This is a genomic window from Bradyrhizobium sp. Ai1a-2, from assembly GCF_000426245.1.
Lineage (GTDB): Bacteria > Pseudomonadota > Alphaproteobacteria > Rhizobiales > Xanthobacteraceae > Bradyrhizobium.
In genome coordinates this window covers 23,116-43,910 of sequence record NZ_AUEZ01000058.1, presented here as the reverse complement: position 1 = coordinate 43,910, position 20,795 = coordinate 23,116, and the positions used below count along the sequence as shown (strand labels likewise).

Sequence of the window (20,795 nt, the reverse complement as noted above, 5' to 3'; positions counted from 1 at the left end):
ATTTTGTCGACGTTGCAACCCTAGGTAATTGCATTGGCCAAAGTTTCTTATTACGCAGCGCAAGCAACAGGCGTCGGCTCACTCGTGGCGAAAGCCGGTATTCGAGGGCCCGTTCGCGCAACGTCGGCTCCGCCTGCTCAATGCGCTCTTCTTGCCGTCGCGCAATGCGCGCGGAAAGCCGGAGGTGGTTGGGGCGCGAAGCGCGAGATATCACCATCACCGTGCGCAAGGTGACGATCGCCTTGGCGCTCGATCGACCGAAGGCTGCGACGCGAGGGAGGCCAATCTCTCTCGGCGCGCGAATCCAACTTCTTACGCCTTACCCTAGTTTAAGGCTACCAGCGCGACGGGGGCGGGTCGCCTGGCAGGACGACGAGAACGCCCGCTCGAGTGGATGCTTGCAGAGATTGCGGTTGAGGTGGTGACGACAGGCGCTGAGCGTACCGTGCAGTTCGCTCGTCTAAGTGTTTCGGCGTCTTGGTGCGAGCGAGCACGTCCGAACAACAAAAAAGCCAAAGCCGATCTGCAGTCGTTGCCGACTATGGACCGAGATCAAGAAGCGATTTATCGTGGCGCCGGAATTTGCGGTAGGAGCGAAATCGCGCACCAGTTATCTGCTACCCTCTCCTCTGTACCTTGCCGGTAGGAGTTCAAAGTCGTGCAGTTGGAGGCCGTCCGCAACCCGCCTTTTGACGAGCTCGCAATGGCCTATGAACGTGGGCTTCTCACGCCCTTCACAGGCGCGGGGCTCAGTCGTGGTGCATGTCCAGGTTGGCTGCAATTTGTTAAGGACCTTGAAGAGGCTGCGGACGCGAAAGGCGATGGCGGCGAGACGCCTGCAGAATTGATCAGGCGGGCGTGGCGTGCCGTGCAAGTGCTGCGACATCAAAGTTCCGACGCGTTAGAACGCGCCGTCCATCGTTCGCTTTACTCGAGGCTGGACGCCGGCGAATGCGTTCTCCCGCCCCAGACGCGCGCGCTTGCCGAACTCTGGTGGCCGCTCGTGCTTACCACGAACTACGACTCGCTCTTTCTGGATGCCTGGATTGAGCGTTGGGTTCGGAGAGGCGATCCTCTGCCGGATTTTAATCGCATGACCATCCTTGGACGCGGGCGAGCCGACTGCCAGCGAGTGCTGAACGCCACCCGAGGGCCGGACAATCCCATCCTCTGGGCTCTCCAGGGTTTCGTCAGTCATAGCGTCATTACCCCACGCGAGCTGGTCGATCAGATCACGATTGGCCACGAAGAATATCGACGACAGACTCACGAAGCCGTGCACTTCCGGCGCGCTTTCGCGGAAATCTATCGTTCGCGCGTCCTTCTGTTTATCGGCTCAGGACTTCAAGAGACTTATCTTCTTGATCTGTTTGGCGAGGCTCTTGAGCTTTTGGGCACGATTGGACATTTTCACTATGCGCTTGTCCCGAAGGGGGCGACCGATCCCACCTTTCTACAGCGGCGCCTTCAGATCCGCGCGATCGAGTACGAGCCGACAAATGCAAACCAGCAATCTGATTGTGTTCGGGAATTCCTCGTCGGGCTTAAACGGGCGATTGACGGGCCACGTGCTAAGCCTCCGAGCTGGGCCCTCTTGTTGAATGCATCCGGCACCATCTCGAACAAAGAGCGTCCCGACATTACCGTCGTCCGCTCAACACTCCCGCCGCCCCAGAACGGCGATGCCGTCGCTCTCAGCGCGGGCCTTGCAGAAGACCATACGCGGGAGAAGCCACGCCTGCTTCTGGGCAAGCCTGCGAAGCAGTGTTTGTTGGATCGGAACCTAGAGAGCGCCGACATGGCGCTGCGGCCTCTCCAGAAGTACGTCTATCGGGTTGAAGGCCATTCAATCTTCATTGTCGCCGCGCGAGATCCCGACCTCTCTAAGCAGGATGCGAGGGACGCCCGACATGTAGCGCCGGCCGTCAAGGAGCTCATGAACGCGGCCACCACTGCTGGTTTCAAGCGCGTCAATGCGATGCTGCTTGCCGCCGGCAGCCATCGCACGTTCCCACAATACATATCGCTCTACGGCATGGTGAGGGGCTACTGCGACTGGCATCGAAACACCGCGGCGAATGCCTCCATTCCTCTCTACATCCATATCGTCGATCCATCCGTGATCGGGCTACTCGAGTCGCGGCGGATCGATCTTGCCGTGATGGCCGGGTCATCAGAGGTTCGCTTCTGGATTGAAATCCAATTTGATGGAAAGAGCGTGGCACCTGAGCTCGGCATCGCATCGATCGAGTCACCCGTCGCCGACATCCTGAGCGAATACGCCATTCCATCGACGGGATGGCACGTCAGCGTCCGTCCGGCCCCGACCAAAAGTTACAAGGCGACACGCGTCGAAGCGCTGCTGCGCGAACAACATCCCCCGACATTGGCCCAATTCGGCGTCCTCAACGGCAGCACGCTAATTCTCACTCGTTCGGCGTTTTGACCGTGGGTGTCCTGCAGGACGGTACCAAAGAAAACGTCATTCCGGACGAGGCGGTCATCAAACTGAATGTCCGGACTTTCGATGTGGGCGTGCGCAAGCGCGTCCTGGCTGCGATCGAGCGTCTCGCCAACGCCGAGGCTGCCGCTTCTTCAGCCGAAGCCGCCAGAAATTGCGACAATCGATCAATACCCCCTCAATGTTGATAATCAGGATGCCTCAAAACAGCCGGTAGACGCTTTTTGCAAATATTTCGGGACAGAGCGCGTCCGGGAGACGGGACCGGCCCCCGCCAGCGAAGATTTCGGATCGTTCGGATCCCAATGACACGTGCCATCTGTCTTCTGGTTCATTGGAGGCACCGATCCAGAGACTTACGCGAACGCGAAAGAGGCGCGAGCCTTGCCGGCGGCAGGTTTGCGCTGGCGATTGCCGGCACGCGCTCGAGGCCACGACGGGCGCGGGTCGATGCCTTCCAGTCACACGTTCAACAAGCAGGCAATGCGTTTTGCCCGCTGTCCAGCGAGCGCATGCATCACGCGCTCAGCCCCTCGCTTGCAAGCGCCCCTAGCTCCTCCGGAAAGATGCTTTGGATGGTTAGGTCTTCAGTGTCATTAAAGTCGGAGGGCTTGGCGTGCTTGAAAGTCCGATTGCCGAGCGTGAGCTTCGCGCCCTGGACAGAGATATTTATAGAGTGGCGGCAGGGCCATGACCGGCTTACCTTCGAACAAGAAACTGGCGGTGGCGCGCCACCATCCTAATACGAATGCAAGCGTCGTGATCAGGCAGGTGAATAGGAGACAGCTCGTCGTCACCTCACCAGACTCTTTCCTGGCGCTTCACGTTTCAAGGCTGTCACCGCGTGGCTCGTGTGAACCTAACGTGCGTCGGCTCGCTTCCTGGTTCGTCGTGACTGAACAGAGATTGCACATCAGTCTGCGGTGCCCCCGATCATGTGGTCGAAGTAAACGTGCGCGTCAGTACCAGCAATATCGATTGTGGCACCGCAGAAATAGCGTGAAACTCAGGATGTCGTCTGCGTCGACATGCCCCAGCGCATCAGCACATCTCACGGCCCTCGTTGCTGTCGCGGATCACGGGCGCCGGATAGTCCGGAAAGACTCCGGGCATCGGCGGCAGGTTGCCCACATATCGGTTGACGACGCGAAATAGCGCGCGGATCGACGCACCCACTTCTGCATCATGAAGCGGCGGTCCAAGGAGCCGAACGAGAACGACGCGCAAGCACGCTATGCCGAGATCAGGCAGGCGCTAATGGCCGACGACCTGATGCGGTTCAACATCAAAACCGTGCTAGTCGAGGACGTCGGCCAGATCACATTGCTGCTTGATGAACTGCGCAAGCGCGTCAGCAGGCGTACGGTTCTGGTGTCTGGCAGCGCAGCCGATTTTCTTAAGATCGCGCCGGGCCTCGGGTTGGGCATTGGCGTCCGCTGGTGGGCGGCACCGTGCGTCAGATCTCCGCGATCGAGCAGCGGAGCATCGCCAGGAACTTGATTTTGCGGCCGTTTCCTGTCAGCGCTGGCCTCACGACGAGGTCTGATACTCTCGAACGTTACCGAGAGGACCTGGTGTCTCAGGCTGGCGTCGCGATCTTCATCATGGGAACCAAGGCCGAGAACGGCCGAATCGTACCTTTGCCCGGTATGAGAGCCGAGTACGAACTCGCGCGAAAGCAGCGAAGCCTCGTCGTTCCAGTCGGCGCTTCCGGAGGTATGGCCGCTCGGCTCTGGACCGAAGCCAGAAACCGCATCCCTGGGATCTTCGGCCCTTTCGAAGCGACGATCGCGCCGCTATTGGACGAATTGAATGGTCCGGTTAGATCCTTGCGAGCTGCTCCGGCCACTTCTGCAGGCCGTCGATCTCCTAACTGCTCAGTGAGATGCGGATAGAGCAACAAAGACTACTCAAGATCGCCAAAAACGCTGGCCGGCGCGCCGCTGCTCAACATCTTCCATGCGATCCCGCCACTCGTCCGAATATTGACTCATCTCGACTCGCTAATCGCCTTGGGTACGCTGGTAAGTGACGACAGCTTCATGACGAATAGATCGCGATCGTTTGCGTGCCGATCAGCAGTGCTTCTGGCGCGAAAGCTCTTCGCAAACGACAAGCTATGTCTCGCGTCAAAATACCTCGTTGGAAATATCGTGGAGGTTTTGCCGTAGGACACGCCGAAAATTTCGCTTGCAGGTTGCGGTCGTTTATGACTTACTAGAAATTGATCTCTTAAGTAATACCAGTTGAACGTGCGCCATATTTTGCGCCGGGCGTTTTCGAATAGTTCGGGTAGGTGATTTGGCTGCCGCGTGGCGGTTCGCTAAACGATAACGCGTTTCGCGTCGACGCCTCTTTTGCATGTGTTAGGCGTCAGACATCGCATGAAGGAACGCCGAGCACGCTCACCAAAACCGAAGCACAAAGCCCGTGCCCAATGCTTCCGGCCAGGCGTACGCATCGCAGGCACCCGCGTTGCAGGCTCTGAGGGGGCGAGCATGGTCATGGTGTGGAAAGGCGATAATCGGAATCGGCTGGCGAAGAGCCTAGTGACACTGATCGACGAGGTCCTTCAAAAGTTTCCCGACCGCGATACTCGCAACGACGGTACGATCGGCGATGTACGCCACCAGCAGGAAGGCGTGAAGTCCGATCATAACCCGAACATTCCCGTGGGTGGGAAGGGTATCGTCACCGCGCTGGACATCACCCACGACCCGGCGCACGGTTTCGATGCTCTCGCCTTCGCCGAGTCGCTGCGCGGACAAAAGGACCCTCGCATCAAATACGTCATCTTCAACGGCCGCATCTTCAGCAGTGAGCTGCACCCTTGGGAGTGGCGAGCTCGCAACAAGGGGCCAGGCGACCACAGCGAGCATGTTCACGTCTCGGTAGTTGACGACCCCAAGCTGTTCGATGACACCTCGCCATGGAAGTTCGACCTGTCAGGCGCGGCGACCGGCAAGATTATGGCGTTTCCGCCGAAGCTCAAGCGCGGCGACACCGGACCAGCCGTCCACGATCTGCAGAACCTGCTCGGAATCGCGGCCGACGGCGTGTTCGGCGACGACACAGAGAACGCCGTGCGCTCGTTCCAGGCGAACAACAATCTCTTTGTCGACGGCATCGTGGGATCGCATACGTGGGGCGTGCTGCTGGCGTCCTCGCCATTCAAGAACGAGAAGCCGACCGATACGATGCTCGCGCAAGAGGTGGTCGATGAGATCATCCGTAACGCTGCCGGCTCAAACCTAGTCGGCGTGAAATGGAAGGACCGCGGCGTTGCGCCGATCGGCTATGTTAAGGGCATGGCGGCAACCTACGGCCTTGTCTACGCCAAGTGGAAAGCGAAAGACTCTGCCGCCTTGGTGATGGCCGCTATGAACAGCGGCCAGGACGGAACTGACGCCTTGGCTTGGTATGACCGACAGTTCCGAGCCGCCGGCATGGACAATTCGATGACCGGCGAGTCGACCTTGCGGCACCTGTTCGTGCTGCTGATCGGGCTAGGCATGCGGGAGAGCAGCGGCAAGTACTTCGAGGGTCGCGACAAGTCGGCCCACAACGTGGACGCCGACACCGCCGAGGCCGGCCTTTTCCAAATGAGCTGGAACGCGCGCAACGCCAGTTCCGAGCTACCGCGCTTGTTCGCCCACTACTCGGCCAAGCCGGACGGATTCCTGTCGATCTTCCAGGAGGGCCTGCAGCCTGAAGAGACCGAAAACTTCGGCAGCGGCGAAGGCGTCGCTTTCCAGCGCCTGTGCAAGACCTGCCCTGCTTTCGCGGCTGAGGCCGCCGCGGTCGGCCTGCGCGTGCTGCGCAAGCATTGGGGGCCGATCAATCGTCAGGAGGTGGAGATCCGCCCGGAGGCTGACGCGCTCTTGAAAAAAGTTGAAGAGATCGTGGACCTCAAACAGCGAGCGCCGTTGTCGATCCCGGCACCGCGGCCGCTCGATCCCGTTCAGCTGCTTGTACTCGTGTTAATGACCCTTCTGAAGGAGAAACCAATGGCTGAGGATCTCTCAAGACAGGGGCAAGCCGATCCCTTAATGATGATTTTGCCGATCATCCTGCAGTCGGTGCTCGCCGGCAAGCAACCGAACATCAACGATCTCCTGATCGCGGTGCTGACCGGAAAGCCGGCCGCGACGCAAGGTCAAGTCCCGCCCGTGCCGCAGCTGTCCGATCCGTTGGCGATCGTTCTGCCCATTCTGATCCAGCGGCTGATCAGCGGATCGGCGTCCGGCGGATCGGTGCCGGCGAGCGATGCCAACTTGCCGGCGACGATTCCGGCGCAGACGCAACCGGACCTGCCCGCGCTAAAGCAACTGAAAGAGCTGCTGCAGACGTTCAAGGACCTGCTTCCACAGCAGCCCCCGATTCCCGGGACAGCACCGAACCAGGAGCAGACGCAGAAGATTCTCGATCTGCTCAAGGTGATCCTGGGCCCCGCCGGAAAGCTCGGGCCCGTGAACGGCGCGCTCGGGCAGACTATCGGTAACTTGCTTGACGGTAAGAAGAGTGCGATCGGCATCATCGGCGCGGTCATCACCGCGGTGCTGCAGGCCGCGGGCCCCGCTCTGCCCGCAGCACTTACGGGCTTGGTCGGATCCTTCCCGCTCGGCCAAGTCCTTCTGCCGATCTTCTTGGCCATGACCGGCTGGGGGACTCTCGGCAAAATGGAGAAATGGGCGGGGGCTTCGGCGCAGTCGGTGTCGAAATAGACGACCGCATGGATCGTTTGCAGAGGAATGCAGCGCTCGAAGGCAATTTCGTGAAGGTCTGCGGCAAACGGTTCGCCAAGCATCTCGATATGATGACGGCAAGGCGGTGATGCAGGCGAGCGGTTGCTAAGAGCGGGCGTGGTCGGCGCGGTGCTTTGCGGAATCAGCCGGATCATTGAATTGTCTACGGCCTACGGCGATCAAATTACCAAGGAGGAAGATTCCGTGGATGGGCCTATCATTGGTGCGCCGTTCGAAATAGGTCGCGTACGCATCAAGAACCGCATGCTGCGTTCGAGCATTTCCGGCCGAATCGACAATTTCGATGGCTCAGGGAGCGAGTGGCGCATCAATTTCGAGAAGACTTTCGCGAAGGGTGGGGTAGGAGCCATCATCTCGTCGCACGTGCCGGTACACGTCGGCGGTCGCGTTCTGCCCAACTACGCGTTCATCGATACCGACGACAAAATCGACTTCTGGCGGCGCCTGAAGCTCTCGCTGCCGAATGACTGCCCGTACTTTCTGCAATTGTCTTATTCCGGCCGTCAACGCGATCTCGGCGGCATTGAGAACCTCGACAAGCCCCCCTTCAACCATCGCGACCTGCGGCCATGGGCTCCAACTGAGCGGCCCGATTTCTTTAACGGGTTGCGCGGACGCCGCATGAGCGTGGAACAAATCAGAGAGCTCGTTGCAATGTTCGTTGCCGGCGCACGACGAGCAATCGAAGCCGGCATCGACGGTCTTGAGCTGCATTCCGGTAATGGATACGTGTTCACCCAATTCATCAGTTCGGCGATCAATGACCGAAATGACGAATACGGAGGCTCACTTAAGAATCGCTTCCGCTTTTGGCGTGAGGTGATCGACGGTATTCGCGCCCAGTCAGCGACTCGTGACATGCCGCTGATTGCGAAGCTCAGTGTCCGAGAGGGTGATGATGCCGTCTACCCTTGGCGATTGCCGGGCAACACGATCGAAGACGCTATACAAGTCGCCAAGTGGTGCGTTGATGCCGGCGCCAACGCGATTCACGTTACTGCCGGCACAATTTTCCCGCATCCGTGGAATCCTGCGGGCTATTTGCCCGCCGATTTTGTGCCACGCACCTACAAAACTCTGATCGATAGCGGCACCAAGACGTGGCTCACCTATCTGGCCTTTCGCTACCGGCCGACTCGAGCAATCGCCCGCATGTTGTGGGAGCGCACCAACCGCCACCACCTGTACGACAATCTTTTCGACTTTGTGCGCGGACGCCCGCGGCCTCGCACGGGTAAGAAGTCGGCTGCGCGTAGCCTCGAAGGTGTCAACTCGGAAGCAGCGCACGCTATCCGAACCGCCATTACGGATCCGGCTATTAAGGTCCTATGCACGGGTGCCTTCCAGACCCTAGGCGGAATTCGCCGAGTGATCCTCAACGGCGATTGCGACGCGGTTACCATGGTGAGACCGTTGATCGCCAATCCGTGCCTGCCGCTCTTCATCCTCAAGGCAGAGGAGGATGGCCTTACCGATTACGAATCGCCCGAGCCTTGTTCGCTATGCAATCGCTGTCTCTTGGCGGCCCCTGAGTTTCCCGTTGGCTGTCTCGACGAGCGCCGTTATGAGGCACGCTTTCCGGATCCAATTGAACGTTATGAGGAAATGATGCGCCAGTTGTTCTCCCTCTATAAAGATCACTGCTGCTGCTCCGAGATCATGGACTTGCGCTCAAACCGCGATCTGTCGGACCTTTAGCCGCTAAGTCGTCGACCTGCAAATTAGCGGTTTCGGCCCAAACGGCTGTAGTGAAGATCTACTCGAATTCGCAGAGCATAATTGCAGTAACACCACTTGCGGGGAAACACATCGAAATGAAGGAGCGGCTTCGCCTAGCGCGGCTGCTCGGGCAACGCAACGATCATGACAACTAAAAGGAGAAGGGCCGCGTCATGAGTATTCTGATCGAACGCAAAGAGACGGATTACGAGGTTATGTCCTTCGAACAAGCGCAGCTGGAACCCGGCTTTGCGATCACCACCGCGTACGCGATGGCGTGGATGTCACAGCTGGCGTACGAGACTGCTAACGAAGAAAAGGTCAGGCGTATCGCCCATAGATGGGCGATCGAGTCAATCGACGTTCTACGTGAGCCTGCACGCAGCACGCTGCCGTTGGCCAACACGCACGGCGTTATTGCTCGGAAGGCGCGCCGCTGCATCATTGCGTTCGCCGGAACGGACCCGGCTGACCTCCTGAACTGGATCACCGATTTTTTGCCTTGGGAACCAGCGTTCCGATATTCACGAAGGGTTTCGGGACGCCGCCGACGCTGTTTGGACGCAAGTTGGCCGCGAGATCGGGCGGTCTGCTGACGCTGGCGAAACTTTGTTTGTGACAGGCCATAGCCTTGGAGCCGCCCTTGCGCTCGCAACTCTCGATAGGGCACGTGAAGAAATCCCGATTCACCAAGCGGAAGTGTATATATTTGGCTGCCCGCGGGTTGGACGCGATCCATTTCGGGTTCGCTATAACAATACTTTCGGCGGCACGACCTATCGGCTCGTTCATGGCGACGACATCGTCGCTACGGTCCCGCCGACAGAGTTCGACTTCCATCATGTTGGTCGCCTGCTCTCCTGCGCCCGCGGCGCTCGCTTCTGCGCAGAAGATCTGGATAAGAGATTCGACACGGATGCCCCGCTGGCTGACTGCGGGATATTCGGCGACATTCGCCAACGACTGCGCGGGCTGGTCATGGGGCCGCGGTCCCTTTCATCTCGTCACGACATTCTCGGAGCGCTGTCTGAACTCCTTTCGCCGTCGATCGGCGATCATCTCCCGGATCGCTACATTGCAGCTCTCGCGTAATGGTGTGTATGGAATCAGCCCCATCCTTGCCGGCTTCATCATCCACTACGTTCGGGTGCAGCTGGTTTTCGGTAACACAGGGGCGCGCGCCTTCGGTCCCGCCAGCAGGAAGGCGATTTGCTCAAGAGAAGTAATGCAGAAGTAATGCAGATGTCCGCGCCGCAGCTGCTTTCACGTAAGCTTCCGGTGAAGGCCCCGGTCGGTCTGCATTGAACTTGCTATCTGATATCGGACGTCCTTGCAGTTATTCGTCGTCGTGAACGTGGCGGGCACTCGCTCCGGTCCCCAGGTTGAGCGCTCAGCCTTTCGAGGCGCGAGGGCGAACGAGCGGCTTCGGTCCTCAAGGTTGTCAATCGGCGTTCAAATTTGGCTCTGACGCATTTTTGGTGCAGCTCCGCTTATTCTGCGCCGATTAGTCTGGCTTGAAGCAGATCGAGTTTCCCCCCGGCCGTACATTTGACGTCTGACGAGCTTGAGGCGGGTGATCTGTCCCTCGGTCTGTCCGTTGGACGAGGGCAAGGAGATCGCTGCCCGAACCGCCGCTTCATCACTCGTTACGCCGCCGGCGAACGATGCGACAAGACTGGCACGGGCGCGCTCGATCCATGGGGTGAGACCCGCCTCGAGACCCTCGCGCCGACGAGACCGGAGCGCAGAAGCGGCAGCGACGTCTTTCCGAGATTCAACGGCACGTGCTGCGCATCTCGTGCCGTCGCTGCAAGAGGACAGTGGAAATCCAGACCGCCGATGCAGTCCGATTGTATGGGGGCAACGCGCTCTGGAAGGACGTGGCGCAGCGGTTGCTCGACAACACCTGCCAGCAGCGCACCGGCGGGCATGAAGAAGACGGGTGCTGGCCGGCGGTCGAGACGTCCTCGCCCGTTCCGGAAAGCGATCCGATCTCTTGCGCCTGGATAGTCCGGATGGCTCCGAAGTATCGCCCTACGCCCTTATCGGGTGGTGATCGCTAGGCTCGCGGAACGAGCTCGCTGATTGGTGAACGCGCGCGGGACTGTCCTCATGAGAGAGGACCGCGATGGCACCATCCAGAAGACGCGCCGAAAATTCGTCCGGCAAGCGGCCGCGGATACGCGCGACGAGCTCCTGGTCCGGCATTCTTCAGTTCCTTTGATGCTTTGATTTAGCCCGTAATGAATAGTACACCTCGTTCTGCTTCGCTGCTCTTCCGGATGGGGCGCTCTGGATCGTTGCCCGCGGCGTCAAGGAAGATCCGGCCGGACTGGCAGCGTGACTGACGAAACCGACCAAGCGGGACCATCGTCCGGAAACGGCTGTGCAATCCGCCTTTCTTTACAATTTGGGGCAGTCTGCGTGCCGGGACCAGAAGCCTCCGCAGGAACTTGAAGCCGATTAGAGATGCGTCGCCAGCTCAAGATACCGACAAAACGCGTTGGCGAGTTGCATCTGTCGGGGGGTTTTGCATTCCACCTCGAAAAGTCGCGGAGATGCCACGATGACGCAGATGCATTTCGCTCGAGAAGTGGCAACGTTCAATCGATTAGCGCTGTAGAGAAACTCCATTCCGCGGGGAGCGTCCAGGTAACTGGATGTCGTCATCGAATAGATCACGATGGGGGCTTCGCGTCCTTGGAACTTGTCCACGGTCCCGATGCGGGCGCCGGGGATGCGCTCCTGAAGCTCGAATACCTGCGCGTTGTAGGGAGCGATGATCAGGATTTCGTCCAAACCGACCGGGGCCTCGACGCCGTCGCGGTCAGTCCAGGTCGTTCCGCTATCTATAATCTCCGAAACGAGGTCGCGGATCGCGTCGGCCTCCTCCCGCGACGAGCTCTGATTGCCGTCGTGCGCTACGGGTAGATAGCGGAGACCGCTGCCGTCCAGCCTGCCGGTCGATGTGATCTTCTGATTCTCCAGGCCGGGGTGGGGATGCAGGCGGCCGTCGTAGAACATCTCGGAGTTGAAAGAGCAAATCTGCGGATGCAGGCGCCACGTCTCTGGCAGGAAGAGGCCACGGTCGGGAGGTACGGTGGCGTGGGGACCGAGGATGTGGTCCAGAGAGGAGACGTCGACTCCGTCGGGATGGCTCCCTTTGATCGGCTGTTCGAGTTGCCGCGGATCGCCCAACAGGACGATACTCCGCGCGGTCGGCGAGACGGCGAGAACGTTCGCGAGCGACATCTGGGCGGCTTCGTCGATAAAGAGTACGTCGACGATACCCGCCGCGTCGGGGCGGGCCCAGAACCAGGCGGTCGCACCTCCGACCATGCAGTCGGAATTCAGAGCATCGAGAAACGCCGCGTTGTCCGTCGTGAAGCGCAGTCCCGGCAGATCGTCCTCCTTTTCGGACGGCTTTTGGATGCATTCGATCGGATGGCCCTGTTGGCGGGCGGTGGAGACGACTTCGTCCAGAAGGTTGCGGATGACCTTGTGGCTGTTCGCCGTGATCCCGACCGTCTTCCCGTCCTTGGCGAGAGCACAGATCATCCGAGCGCCAGTATAGGTCTTTCCAGCTCCCGGGGGCCCCTGTACCGGAAAGACGCTGCTGTCGAGACTGAGCGCTATGCGGATCGCAGCCTGCATGGTCGTTTCCCCGTCCTCCTGGAATTCCTGCCCTACCAGTCGCGGAGCCGCCGCCATCAACAGATCGCGGGCGGCGCGATGGTTGCCCTCCCCGACCATTCCATGGTCGGCCACGTATTCGCCGATCCGCATCAACGAGTCGGCGAGAACCTGAGTGCCGACGAAGCTGTGTGTGAAGACCGCCTCGGGATGCAAAGAGGCCGTGTCTCCGCGCTTCTTGATGTCGATCGTACGATCATCGAGGGACATCGCGACGACCCGTCCGAAATCGTCGCCGCCGATGCTGTGCAACTTATCTCCGAAGCGGATGTCGGTGTCCTGCAGCGCGAACCGATACCGATGAACCGGGACCTTAGCTGTTCCGCCGACCTGCTGCAGGAATGTCAGGTCCGCGATCCCGTCGCGCTCGTGAAGTAGATCTTCAGCGGACAGGTCCCGAAGCCGGAAATATTCCCACCAGACGGCCTTGTTCTCGCGCCCATGCCAATCCAGCATGAACGCCAAAAGCCAACGCCCCTGCTGCTCGGAGCTTCGTTCCGCGACGTCGTCCGGCACACCCTCCGTTAGACGTTCAACGAGCGCGGCGACCTTCTTGTGCCATTCGTCGAGTTCGGCGCTGACCTCCGACGTCCCCGGCACCGGCCGGTCGACGATCGCCCCGCCGGCGATGACGTCGGCCCGAACCGACTCGAGCCAACGTCGCAAAGCATCCGTCGAGGAGCAGTCGTCCCGATTGTAGCCCCTGATCGCTTCCTTGTCGCTTTCGGGTATGCTGGCGGCGGCCGACAATTCCAGCCGCGCCTGCGTCCGCGCCATCACCGCACCGACGTCGTCGAGCGGAACGTTTCTGACGAAGGAATACAGAGGCTCGAGCTTCTTGATGGAGTAGCTTTCCACGCTGGCTCTGATGGCGTGGCGGACGACGGAATAGAGGTCGACGAAGGTTTCGGCGCGCAGCAGGTTGTCGACCTCGTTCTCGCGCGTCGCATATCGGCCCATGAGGCGTTTCATCGCCGCCGGTTCGTAGGGCGCGAAGTGGTAGATGTGCAGGTCCGGATAGGTCTTGAGGCGATCGGTCACGAAATCGACGAAACGTTCGAATGCGATCCTCTCTTCCTGACGGTTGGAAGCCCAATCGCCGACGTACCGCGGCAGGCCGCTTTCGTCGGAGTACGTGTATCCGAAGAGGAATTCCAATCCGCCGTCGCCTACGAACGGATCGCCCTCGAAGTCGAAGAATATGTCGCCCGGCGAAGGTTCAGGCAGCCGCGAAAGGCCGAATCCGGCGATCGGCGGCAAGGTCTCGTAGAGGACCGCTCCGCTCTTGCGTCCTTTGACCTGTATGCGGGCCTGCTCGCGGACTTTCTCGAAGCTTTTGACGTTTCCTCGTTCGGGTCTCCATTGCAGCGGTAACGGCAGGGCGGCGAGCGCAGCCATCGTCTCCACCCCATTCCTCTCCAGTTCGCCCATCTGCGATTTGCTGATACCGGCGACGAGCGACATGTGATCGTCGGCCCTTCTTCGCTCGTCGCAGTGCCTCCGCCATCGGCATATCTCGCAGTGGTCGATGGGCTCGGGATAGACGGAGCCCGAGAGCGTCCCCGACACGGCCTCCTCCAGGCTGCGGCGGACATGCCGGTAGTAGGCTGCGTAATCGGCGACGCGGTACGTTTCCGGCGTGAAGTTGGTGCCGGGCGTGACGACCAGCGCGGATGCCGGCTCGGCCTGTTGAATTTCGGACAACAGGTCCGAATAGAGCGAAATCTGAAGAATCGTGCTGCCCTTCGTCTGCCGCGCGAGCTTGGTATCGATGACTTCGTACGACCAGGCACCGAAGCGGCTCGGCGTTTCGACTCTCGTGAGGATGTCCGCGCGGCCGTTCCAGCGCCCCGCCTGCAACGCGCCCTGGACAATGATAGCGTCTCCCCTGGCCATGGCGGCGCTGGTGGCCGCGAGCGAGTTGGCGTCGACCCCCACGCCTTCCACGACCGTTGCGGCCCGGCCGTCGGCCTCGATGTGCTCGACGAATGCACGCTCGTGCAGCGAACCCCGCTCGGCCAGCACTTCGAGCACCGGATCCCAGATCTTGGGCTTATCCAACTCGCCGTCGACGACCTTGAGGTCGAGAGACGTCAAATAGCGGCAGTTCAGATGCCCCACCAGATCGCCGGCACTGAGGTGGAGCGTTCCCGCGACTTTGTACATTTTTCCACCTCGTTAAATCGCGTCAGCGGAGTCCGGCGCCGCTTCCCGCCCCGTGCGCCTGACATACGGTCTGCGCCATTCCGTTGATTCCGGTTATCGCCGCGGCGTTCTGTCTGGCCCACAGGGCCTTGGCCAAGGGCTGCGGGACCTGCTCCCGGAACTTTCCGGCCGCCACGTTCTCGACGAACGCCGCTACCCCGATGGGATCCACGTCCTGCGCATCTGCCAGGAGCTTCAACCTCGCAGAAGCATCGGACACGTTCGTCTCGGAAAGCGTAAGACCGAGGTCGTGGACCTCGCCCGGAATTCCGACCATTGCGGCGGCGGCTCCGAAGACGGCGGTCGCCTGGGACCCCCGCCACAGAAAGATGTGAAGATTCTTCTCCTCCTGCACGCAGGTCGTCGTCTCGAGACCGAGAGACCGGAACATCTCTCTTCCTTCGGCCAGCAGCAAACGCCCCTTGTCATCGAGATAGGGCGGCACGTCCGTCGCCAGGTAGACCTGTCGCATCTCTGCCGCCAATCGGTCGTGGAGGCGCTCTCCGTTGGCCCGTTCGAACCGGGGCACCACGCCGCCCGGATGCGGCGCCACGAATAGAGTGTTCGTCTTCTCGTCGAGATCCTGCACGATCCAGCGTTGGCCGGCGAAGACGACCAGGCTGTCCTTATGGACGGGAAATGAAATCGGGAGAGTTCCGAGCGTCCGCCCTCCGACCGTGAGGCGCCATTCGTCGGAGGACTCGAATACGGCGAAGAAATTGCGCAATTGCACGATCCGCTCGCCCTCCTTTCCGAGCATGATGGTGCCGTCGCTTGCTTGCTCGACGAACTTGACCGCCTCCGAAGACAGGTGTCGGAGCAGATCCGCGAATTCGGACACCGAGATCGACGCGAATGGACCCGGGCCGCACAACAGATCGTACATCGGTCGAGCCCTTATACCGCCGCGTTCCGCGATGACCGACAGGATCTGGTGGACGAGCGTCGACGCCGTTTCGGGCACCTCGCCCGCCGGCTCGACGAACCTTTCCAGGAGCAGCCGGACGACCGCGACCGACCGTATCGTGTTGGACCGAAGCCTATCCAACATGCCGGAGTCCTGATCGATGTTGGGTTCGCGCACGTAGACCCGCAGGATCGATGGCGTGCCGCGCCGGCGCCCCGTGCGTCCGAGCCTCTGCTTCAGCGAAGATAGCGATCTGGGCGAGCCGATCTGGGCGACCGACTTCACCGATCCGATGTCGACGCCGAGTTCCAAGGTCGACGTGCAGATTGCGGTCGTCGGAAGCTTCGCGTCCTTCAAGCGGTCTTCCAGATCCTCGCGCAAAGTCTTCGAGAGGCTGCCGTGATGGGGGAAGAATTCGTTCGGGACCTTCGCCGCTTCGCAACGCCTCCTCAATCTGTCCGCGGCCGACTCGACCGTGCGGCGCGACCCGCCGAAGACGAGATTGTTCGTTCCGCGGAGCGTGGCGAACAGATGATCAGCGATGTCGTCCAGCGCGATCCTTCTCGGCGTTTCTTCCGCACCGGCGGCACCTTCGGCGTGATCGGGATCGTCGAGCTCGGGCGGCTCGACGTATCCGCGTATTTGAAGCCTGAGCTCCGGCGAATCGGACTTCGCCTCGAGGATCTCGACCGAATGCGGTACGGCAGGACGCAGCCAGGCGGCGGCCTGCGGAAGATCGCCGATCGTCGCGGACAGACCGACGCGCCGCGCGGCCTTTTTTGACATTGCGTCGACGCGGCGCAGCAGGCTCGCCACATGAAGTCCCCTCGGTCCCTGGAGGAAGGAATGGAGCTCGTCGATCACGATGAACGCGGCCGTCGACAGCAACCGCGCGGCGTCGGCCGGTCGGCGGGTGAACATGGCTTCGATCGACTCGGGCGTGATCAAAGCGATGCCCTGCGGCCTAGCCAAGGCCCGCTTCTTGTCGGCCTGCGGCGCATCCCCGTGCCATTTCACGACGGGAATGCCCATGTTGTCGCACAGTTCGTCCAGGCGCTTGAACTGGTCGTTGATCAGCGCCTTCAAGGGACTGACGTAGAGCACGGAAAAACCTGGCTCCTTGCGCTCCGCCACCTGGGTGAGGATGGGCAGGAAAGCCGCTTCCGTCTTTCCTGCCGCGGTCGTCGCAGCGATCAGGATGTCGCGATCGCCGTCCAGCACCGCGTTCACGGTGCGAGCCTGGATCTCCCTCAGTTCGTCCCAACCTTGATCTCTGATCCAGCGACGGATCGTCGGATGAAGCTTGTCGTAGGCACTTTCAAGGGTTGAGTCGGAGGCTGGTGAGCTCATCGCCGTCTCCGCTTGCATCGGCATCCACCGAAACTTCCGGTGCGTCCGGTGCGATCGGTATGCGGTCCAGAAGATCTTCCCAGCGCGTGCCAGGGTTCTGTTCGAGCACCGACAGCATGTGTACGAACGCCTTCACTGTCGACCGCGGGGTCCTGAAATACGCCTCTCCGATCTTTCGATCGCAGTGTTCCATGAATCCGGTCAGGGCCTCGTCGGGTACCAGATATTTCGACGGGTCGCCGCTTGCGAACACCATCCTGATGTTGCCTAGCAGCACCAGCAAATCCTCGGGCGTCAGACTCTGGAGCCGGATGACGGGTCCCGAAAGGTCGACGAGACCGCCGTGCGCGAAGGAATTCTCCGCCAACCGCGATTGAAGCGCTTCGTAGCTGAACAAGCCGCGGCGGGTATCGAGCAGAAATTCGGGCGTCCCGCACATGACGAATCCGACGCCGGACGTGGTGCCCTGCAGCGAGTCGTTCACGATGTCCAGGATCTGCTCGTAGTTCTGCTTCCGGGCCTGGGAATTCTGCAGCTTGTAGATGTGGGCCATTTCGTCGAACATCACGACCAGACCCGCGTAGCCCGCGACCTTCACGAGGCATGCCAGCGATTTCAGCGAGTCGTAGACGTTCTCGTCGTCGATGATCGTCCGAACTCCGAGATCCTTCTTCGCATCCGTCTTCGTCGAATATTCGCCGCGCAACCATCGGATGGCGCATTGCTTGAGGGCATCGTTCGATTCTTCGCTGCCCCGCCAGTACGCCTTCAGGACGGTGGCGAAGTCGTATCCGCCGGCGAAGCCAGTGATCGGCGCGAGTTTCTCGTCGATGACCTTCTCGACCGGCACGCCCTTCTCGCTGCCTTCCTTCGCGGCGTCGGTCACCAGTCTTTCGATCACGCTCTGGAGCGCGCCGCCTTCCGGCTTGTTACGTGTGGCCATGTTGTTCACGGCTTCGGAATAGAGCGCTCGCGCCTGGCCGCCGCTCGCGTGAATGCGCCTGTTCGGTGACAGATCGGCATGCATGGTCACGCACTTTCGCTCAAGCGCGATGAAACGCACGATGCTTGCGAAGAAGGTCTTTCCCGCTCCGTATTCGCCGATGATGAATCTCACCGAGGTCCCGGAGTCCGCTATCCGGTCGATGTCGCGCAGCAGGGCCGCGATCTCTCCGGCGCGTCCTACCTGGATGTGCGCCAATCCCAAGCGAGGCACCACGCCCGCCGACAGCGCCTGGATGATAGTATCGCGCTCCTTGGGCCGGATCGTCTTGGCGGATTTGTTCATGCGGCCTTGTCCTTCATCTCGGCGATTTTCCCTCGAAGATGCGGCGTGACGACGACTTCATCACCGTCCTCGATCAGCGCTTCGTCGAAGCGATCGAACGACCAGTCGTTGATCCGTTCGATGGCGCCGTCCGGCAACAGGCGCATCTCCTTCGCGTGTCGGTCGAATTCGGTCCGCGTCATCGATCCGCGGAGCTCCAGGAGCTCCACCAATTCGGTGTGCGGCCCGTCGAGTCCATCCAGAGCGGCCTGTTCGGGAGGAGCTTGTTGCGGCTGGACGACGTCCTCGGCGAAGATATCCGAAAGGAGCGCTGACACCGCCTCCGTGTCCCTGCGCGTTCGCGCCAGTCGCGCTGCATCGATGGAAATTCCCCTTGCGGCGACGGCCGGAGGAATCGGCGACGGCGCTTCCTTCGGCAACGGTATCCCTGCGGCCCGATCCTCGCCACTGATCGGCACGGGATCGTCGGCCTGTCTTGCGGCGGCGCTATGGAGTCCCGAGTACACGTGCTCCTTCGGCAGCCCGAGCGACTTGTGGAGTCTTTCCAGGAATTTCACTTCGCCGGCGTCCACGTTTCCGCTTCCGCCGATCACCGCTATGGCCGCGTCCGCGATGGCTTGGCGTTCGCCTTCGGTCGTTTCGGCGAGCTTCCGCATCACCCTCGCCTGCTTCGGCGGGTTGTTGAACGTCGTCACCGCGAAAGCGATCAGCCGCGCCTGCTCGACCCCGGACAGATCGGTGGCGGAGCGTATCCGCGCGATCGTGCGCTGGAGCTCCTCGTAGGATGCATCTCCGTCCGCCGCGGCCGCCAGCACCGCGACCTCGACTTGCGCCCTGACGGCCCTGAACGATGCCCGGGCGGGATCGACGGGGCCGCCGTTCGGAGCCCTGAACACGAACACTTGCTCGTCGGCGCGCGGGACGCTGCTTCCGTATCGGCGGTCGGGCTCGATGGCGACCCCGATCGAATCCAGCGCGCGGCCGAGTTCGTCGGCAGACGCGGCCGAAATCTTGCCGTCCGCGGGCACTTCGATTCCCGCCATTTCCAACAGCACCTGCGCCGTGCTGCTTCCGCGTCCGTGGTCTCCCATAACCGCTTCGATCCGATGCCGGAAATCGACGATCGCGCCCGCGGTCGTGCTTTGTTGCAGATCGGCGGGCAGCAATTTCGCGGCGGCCATCGAGTTCCTGGCCGAAGGTTTTCGGCCGACGAAGCGGCTGAAGGAGTCCAACTCGTCGGTGCAATCGGCCACCAGCTTCTGCAGTCCGGACAACGGTTTCGTCACGCGCGCCACATCAACGTGCTGCTCGTGCGGGCCGCGGACCGCCACGTCGAACGCGCCACTCGCCGCTCGGTAGCGCAGCGAGATCCGTTCTTTGCCGTTGACCGGAAGGCCTGCGGGATAGGTTCGGTCGAACCGCAACCGCCACAACGCGACGAACTCGTCGAAGCAACGGACTGCCGGTGTCCTCAGGTACGTGTCCGGCATCGCAAGAACCCAGCGCAGTGCGTCTTCGGCCGACAGCGCCTGTGCTTCGGCTAGGCGGTTGCCGAGGTAGAGACGGGTGGACAGATCCATTTCGGCTCCGCCGCTCCGCTCCGGGGACAGCTCGCGCAATTCGGGGCGTTCGCCCTGTGCCAGTCTGGCGAAATCGAGGAAATTGCTCGCGTAGCCGTGGAACGAATTGTTGGCGCCGTAGATCGCCAAGAGCCTTTCGACTTCCCGGACGAGCAAGGGCGCATCGTCTCCTGCTTCCAGGAACAGACGGTGCTCCAGGCCGTACAGGAAGATGAAGACCAGCCCAATGCCGTAGGACGGATCCCGCCTCCCCCCGGCCATCCAATTGAGGAAAGCACGTCGGGCCCCGGGAGAGATGTCCGCGTAGGACGGCCAGTACGGCATCGAGCGGCCCTCGACGTCCGCCGACCGCGAGGCCGGAAGTTTCGGATTGATAGCGTATTGGCGCGAGGCGCTTTCCGCGAGCGGGAGCCAGTCCCCGTAGTAGAACATGCCGCCGGAAAGCTCGGCAGTGCCGAACTTCACGATTTCACCGCTCCGGATCCACCGTGCAGGCGGCGAGCGTTCGACCGGTGCGGAGGGAGCCTGGGGAGAGCGTATCCGCAGCCCGGTATCTAGGGGAGGTGGCCTGAGACCGGTCGGATCGGCCCGTTTCGCCGATCTCGCACGGGAGATGAGGAACGGGATGGCGATCAGCCCGCAAATCAGGGCTATGACCCCGATCGCCGCCGCATTCTCCACCGCAAAGCGGTAAACGGCCGACACCGCGGCGGCCAAAGCACCGAACAAAATCAACAGGATCGTTCCACCCGACGAATTGCCCCGCCGCCTAGCCATGAAAACCCGTAAGATAATATCGCCGGTCCCGGCCCGTCTAATGGGCGAC

11 protein-coding genes and 3 pseudogenes are annotated in these 20,795 nt (G+C 61.1%); 8 read left to right on the top strand and 6 right to left on the bottom strand.

Translation table 11 applies throughout. The features are described 5' to 3' along the window. The first annotated feature begins 658 nt into the window (after positions 1-658). Positions 659-2,446 (top strand): SIR2 family protein, encoded by a 1,788-nt coding sequence (locus tag K288_RS54935; RefSeq protein WP_084799785.1) that lies wholly within the window; start codon positions 659-661, stop codon positions 2,444-2,446. A 2-nt stretch (positions 2,447-2,448) separates the two neighbouring features. Further along, positions 2,449-2,649 (top strand): peptidase dimerization domain-containing protein, encoded by a 201-nt coding sequence (locus K288_RS54930; protein WP_043161098.1) that lies wholly within the window; start codon positions 2,449-2,451, stop codon positions 2,647-2,649. A gap of 827 nt (positions 2,650-3,476) precedes the next feature. Here K288_RS54930 and K288_RS50955 read toward each other — a convergent pair. Continuing rightward, positions 3,477-3,637, bottom strand: a pseudogene (locus tag K288_RS50955) (SOS response-associated peptidase); the annotation flags it as partial. A gap of 81 nt (positions 3,638-3,718) precedes the next feature. Here K288_RS50955 and K288_RS0130065 point away from each other — a divergent pair. The 5 genes from K288_RS0130065 to K288_RS50235 all read left to right on the top strand — a co-directional run bounded on the left by K288_RS0130065 (position 3,719) and on the right by K288_RS50235 (position 10,038). Further along, on the top strand, positions 3,719-3,961 hold the full coding sequence (locus K288_RS0130065; RefSeq protein WP_152535739.1) for a hypothetical protein: 243 nt from the start codon (positions 3,719-3,721) through the stop codon (positions 3,959-3,961). A 1,004-nt stretch (positions 3,962-4,965) separates the two neighbouring features. After that, positions 4,966-7,185: a peptidoglycan-binding domain-containing protein gene (locus tag K288_RS49785; RefSeq protein ID WP_160169019.1), complete on the top strand. Its 2,220-nt coding sequence runs from the start codon at positions 4,966-4,968 to the stop codon at positions 7,183-7,185. Positions 7,186-7,323: 138 nt separating this feature from the next. Beyond that, positions 7,324-8,925 carry an NADH:flavin oxidoreductase gene (locus K288_RS46945; RefSeq protein WP_051334814.1) on the top strand — a complete coding sequence of 534 codons (1,602 nt, stop codon included), beginning with the start codon at positions 7,324-7,326 and terminating at the stop codon, positions 8,923-8,925. Positions 8,926-9,119: 194 nt separating this feature from the next. Beyond that, complete coding sequence (locus K288_RS50950) at positions 9,120-9,542, top strand: hypothetical protein (protein ID WP_051334813.1); 423 nt, start codon at positions 9,120-9,122, stop codon at positions 9,540-9,542. Next, the gene (locus K288_RS50235) at positions 9,439-10,038 is read left to right on the top strand and encodes a hypothetical protein (RefSeq protein ID WP_084799782.1); all 600 of its coding nucleotides are present in this window, start codon (positions 9,439-9,441) and stop codon (positions 10,036-10,038) included. Before K288_RS50950 ends, K288_RS50235 begins: the two co-directional genes overlap by 104 nt. Before the next feature lie 398 nt (positions 10,039-10,436). Here K288_RS50235 and K288_RS50945 read toward each other — a convergent pair. Then, positions 10,437-10,644 (bottom strand): annotated as a pseudogene (locus tag K288_RS50945) (ISL3 family transposase); the annotation flags it as partial. Positions 10,645-10,661: 17 nt separating this feature from the next. On the opposite strand from K288_RS50945, the pseudogene K288_RS54925 reads away from it, so the two are divergent. After that, positions 10,662-10,910 (top strand): annotated as a pseudogene (locus K288_RS54925) (hypothetical protein); the annotation flags it as partial. A 499-nt stretch (positions 10,911-11,409) separates the two neighbouring features. On the opposite strand, the gene K288_RS0130025 reads toward K288_RS54925, so the two are convergent. The 4 genes from K288_RS0130025 to K288_RS0130010 are packed head-to-tail and all read right to left on the bottom strand — an operon-like array spanning position 11,410 to position 20,686. Further along, positions 11,410-14,805, bottom strand: coding sequence for a TM0106 family RecB-like putative nuclease (locus tag K288_RS0130025; RefSeq protein ID WP_027582899.1), 3,396 nt, complete (start codon positions 14,803-14,805; stop codon positions 11,410-11,412). A gap of 22 nt (positions 14,806-14,827) precedes the next feature. After that, complete coding sequence (locus K288_RS46935; protein ID WP_051334811.1) at positions 14,828-17,101, bottom strand: DEAD/DEAH box helicase; 2,274 nt, start codon at positions 17,099-17,101, stop codon at positions 14,828-14,830. Further along, positions 17,070-18,389, bottom strand: coding sequence for an ATP-binding protein (locus tag K288_RS0130015; protein WP_027582898.1), 1,320 nt, complete (start codon positions 18,387-18,389; stop codon positions 17,070-17,072). Before K288_RS0130015 ends, K288_RS46935 begins: the two co-directional genes overlap by 32 nt. Next, positions 18,386-20,686: a TerB N-terminal domain-containing protein gene (locus K288_RS0130010; protein ID WP_244443301.1), complete on the bottom strand. Its 2,301-nt coding sequence runs from the start codon at positions 20,684-20,686 to the stop codon at positions 18,386-18,388. The genes K288_RS0130015 and K288_RS0130010 overlap by 4 nt, the downstream gene beginning before the upstream one ends. Positions 20,687-20,795 lie beyond the last annotated feature (109 nt).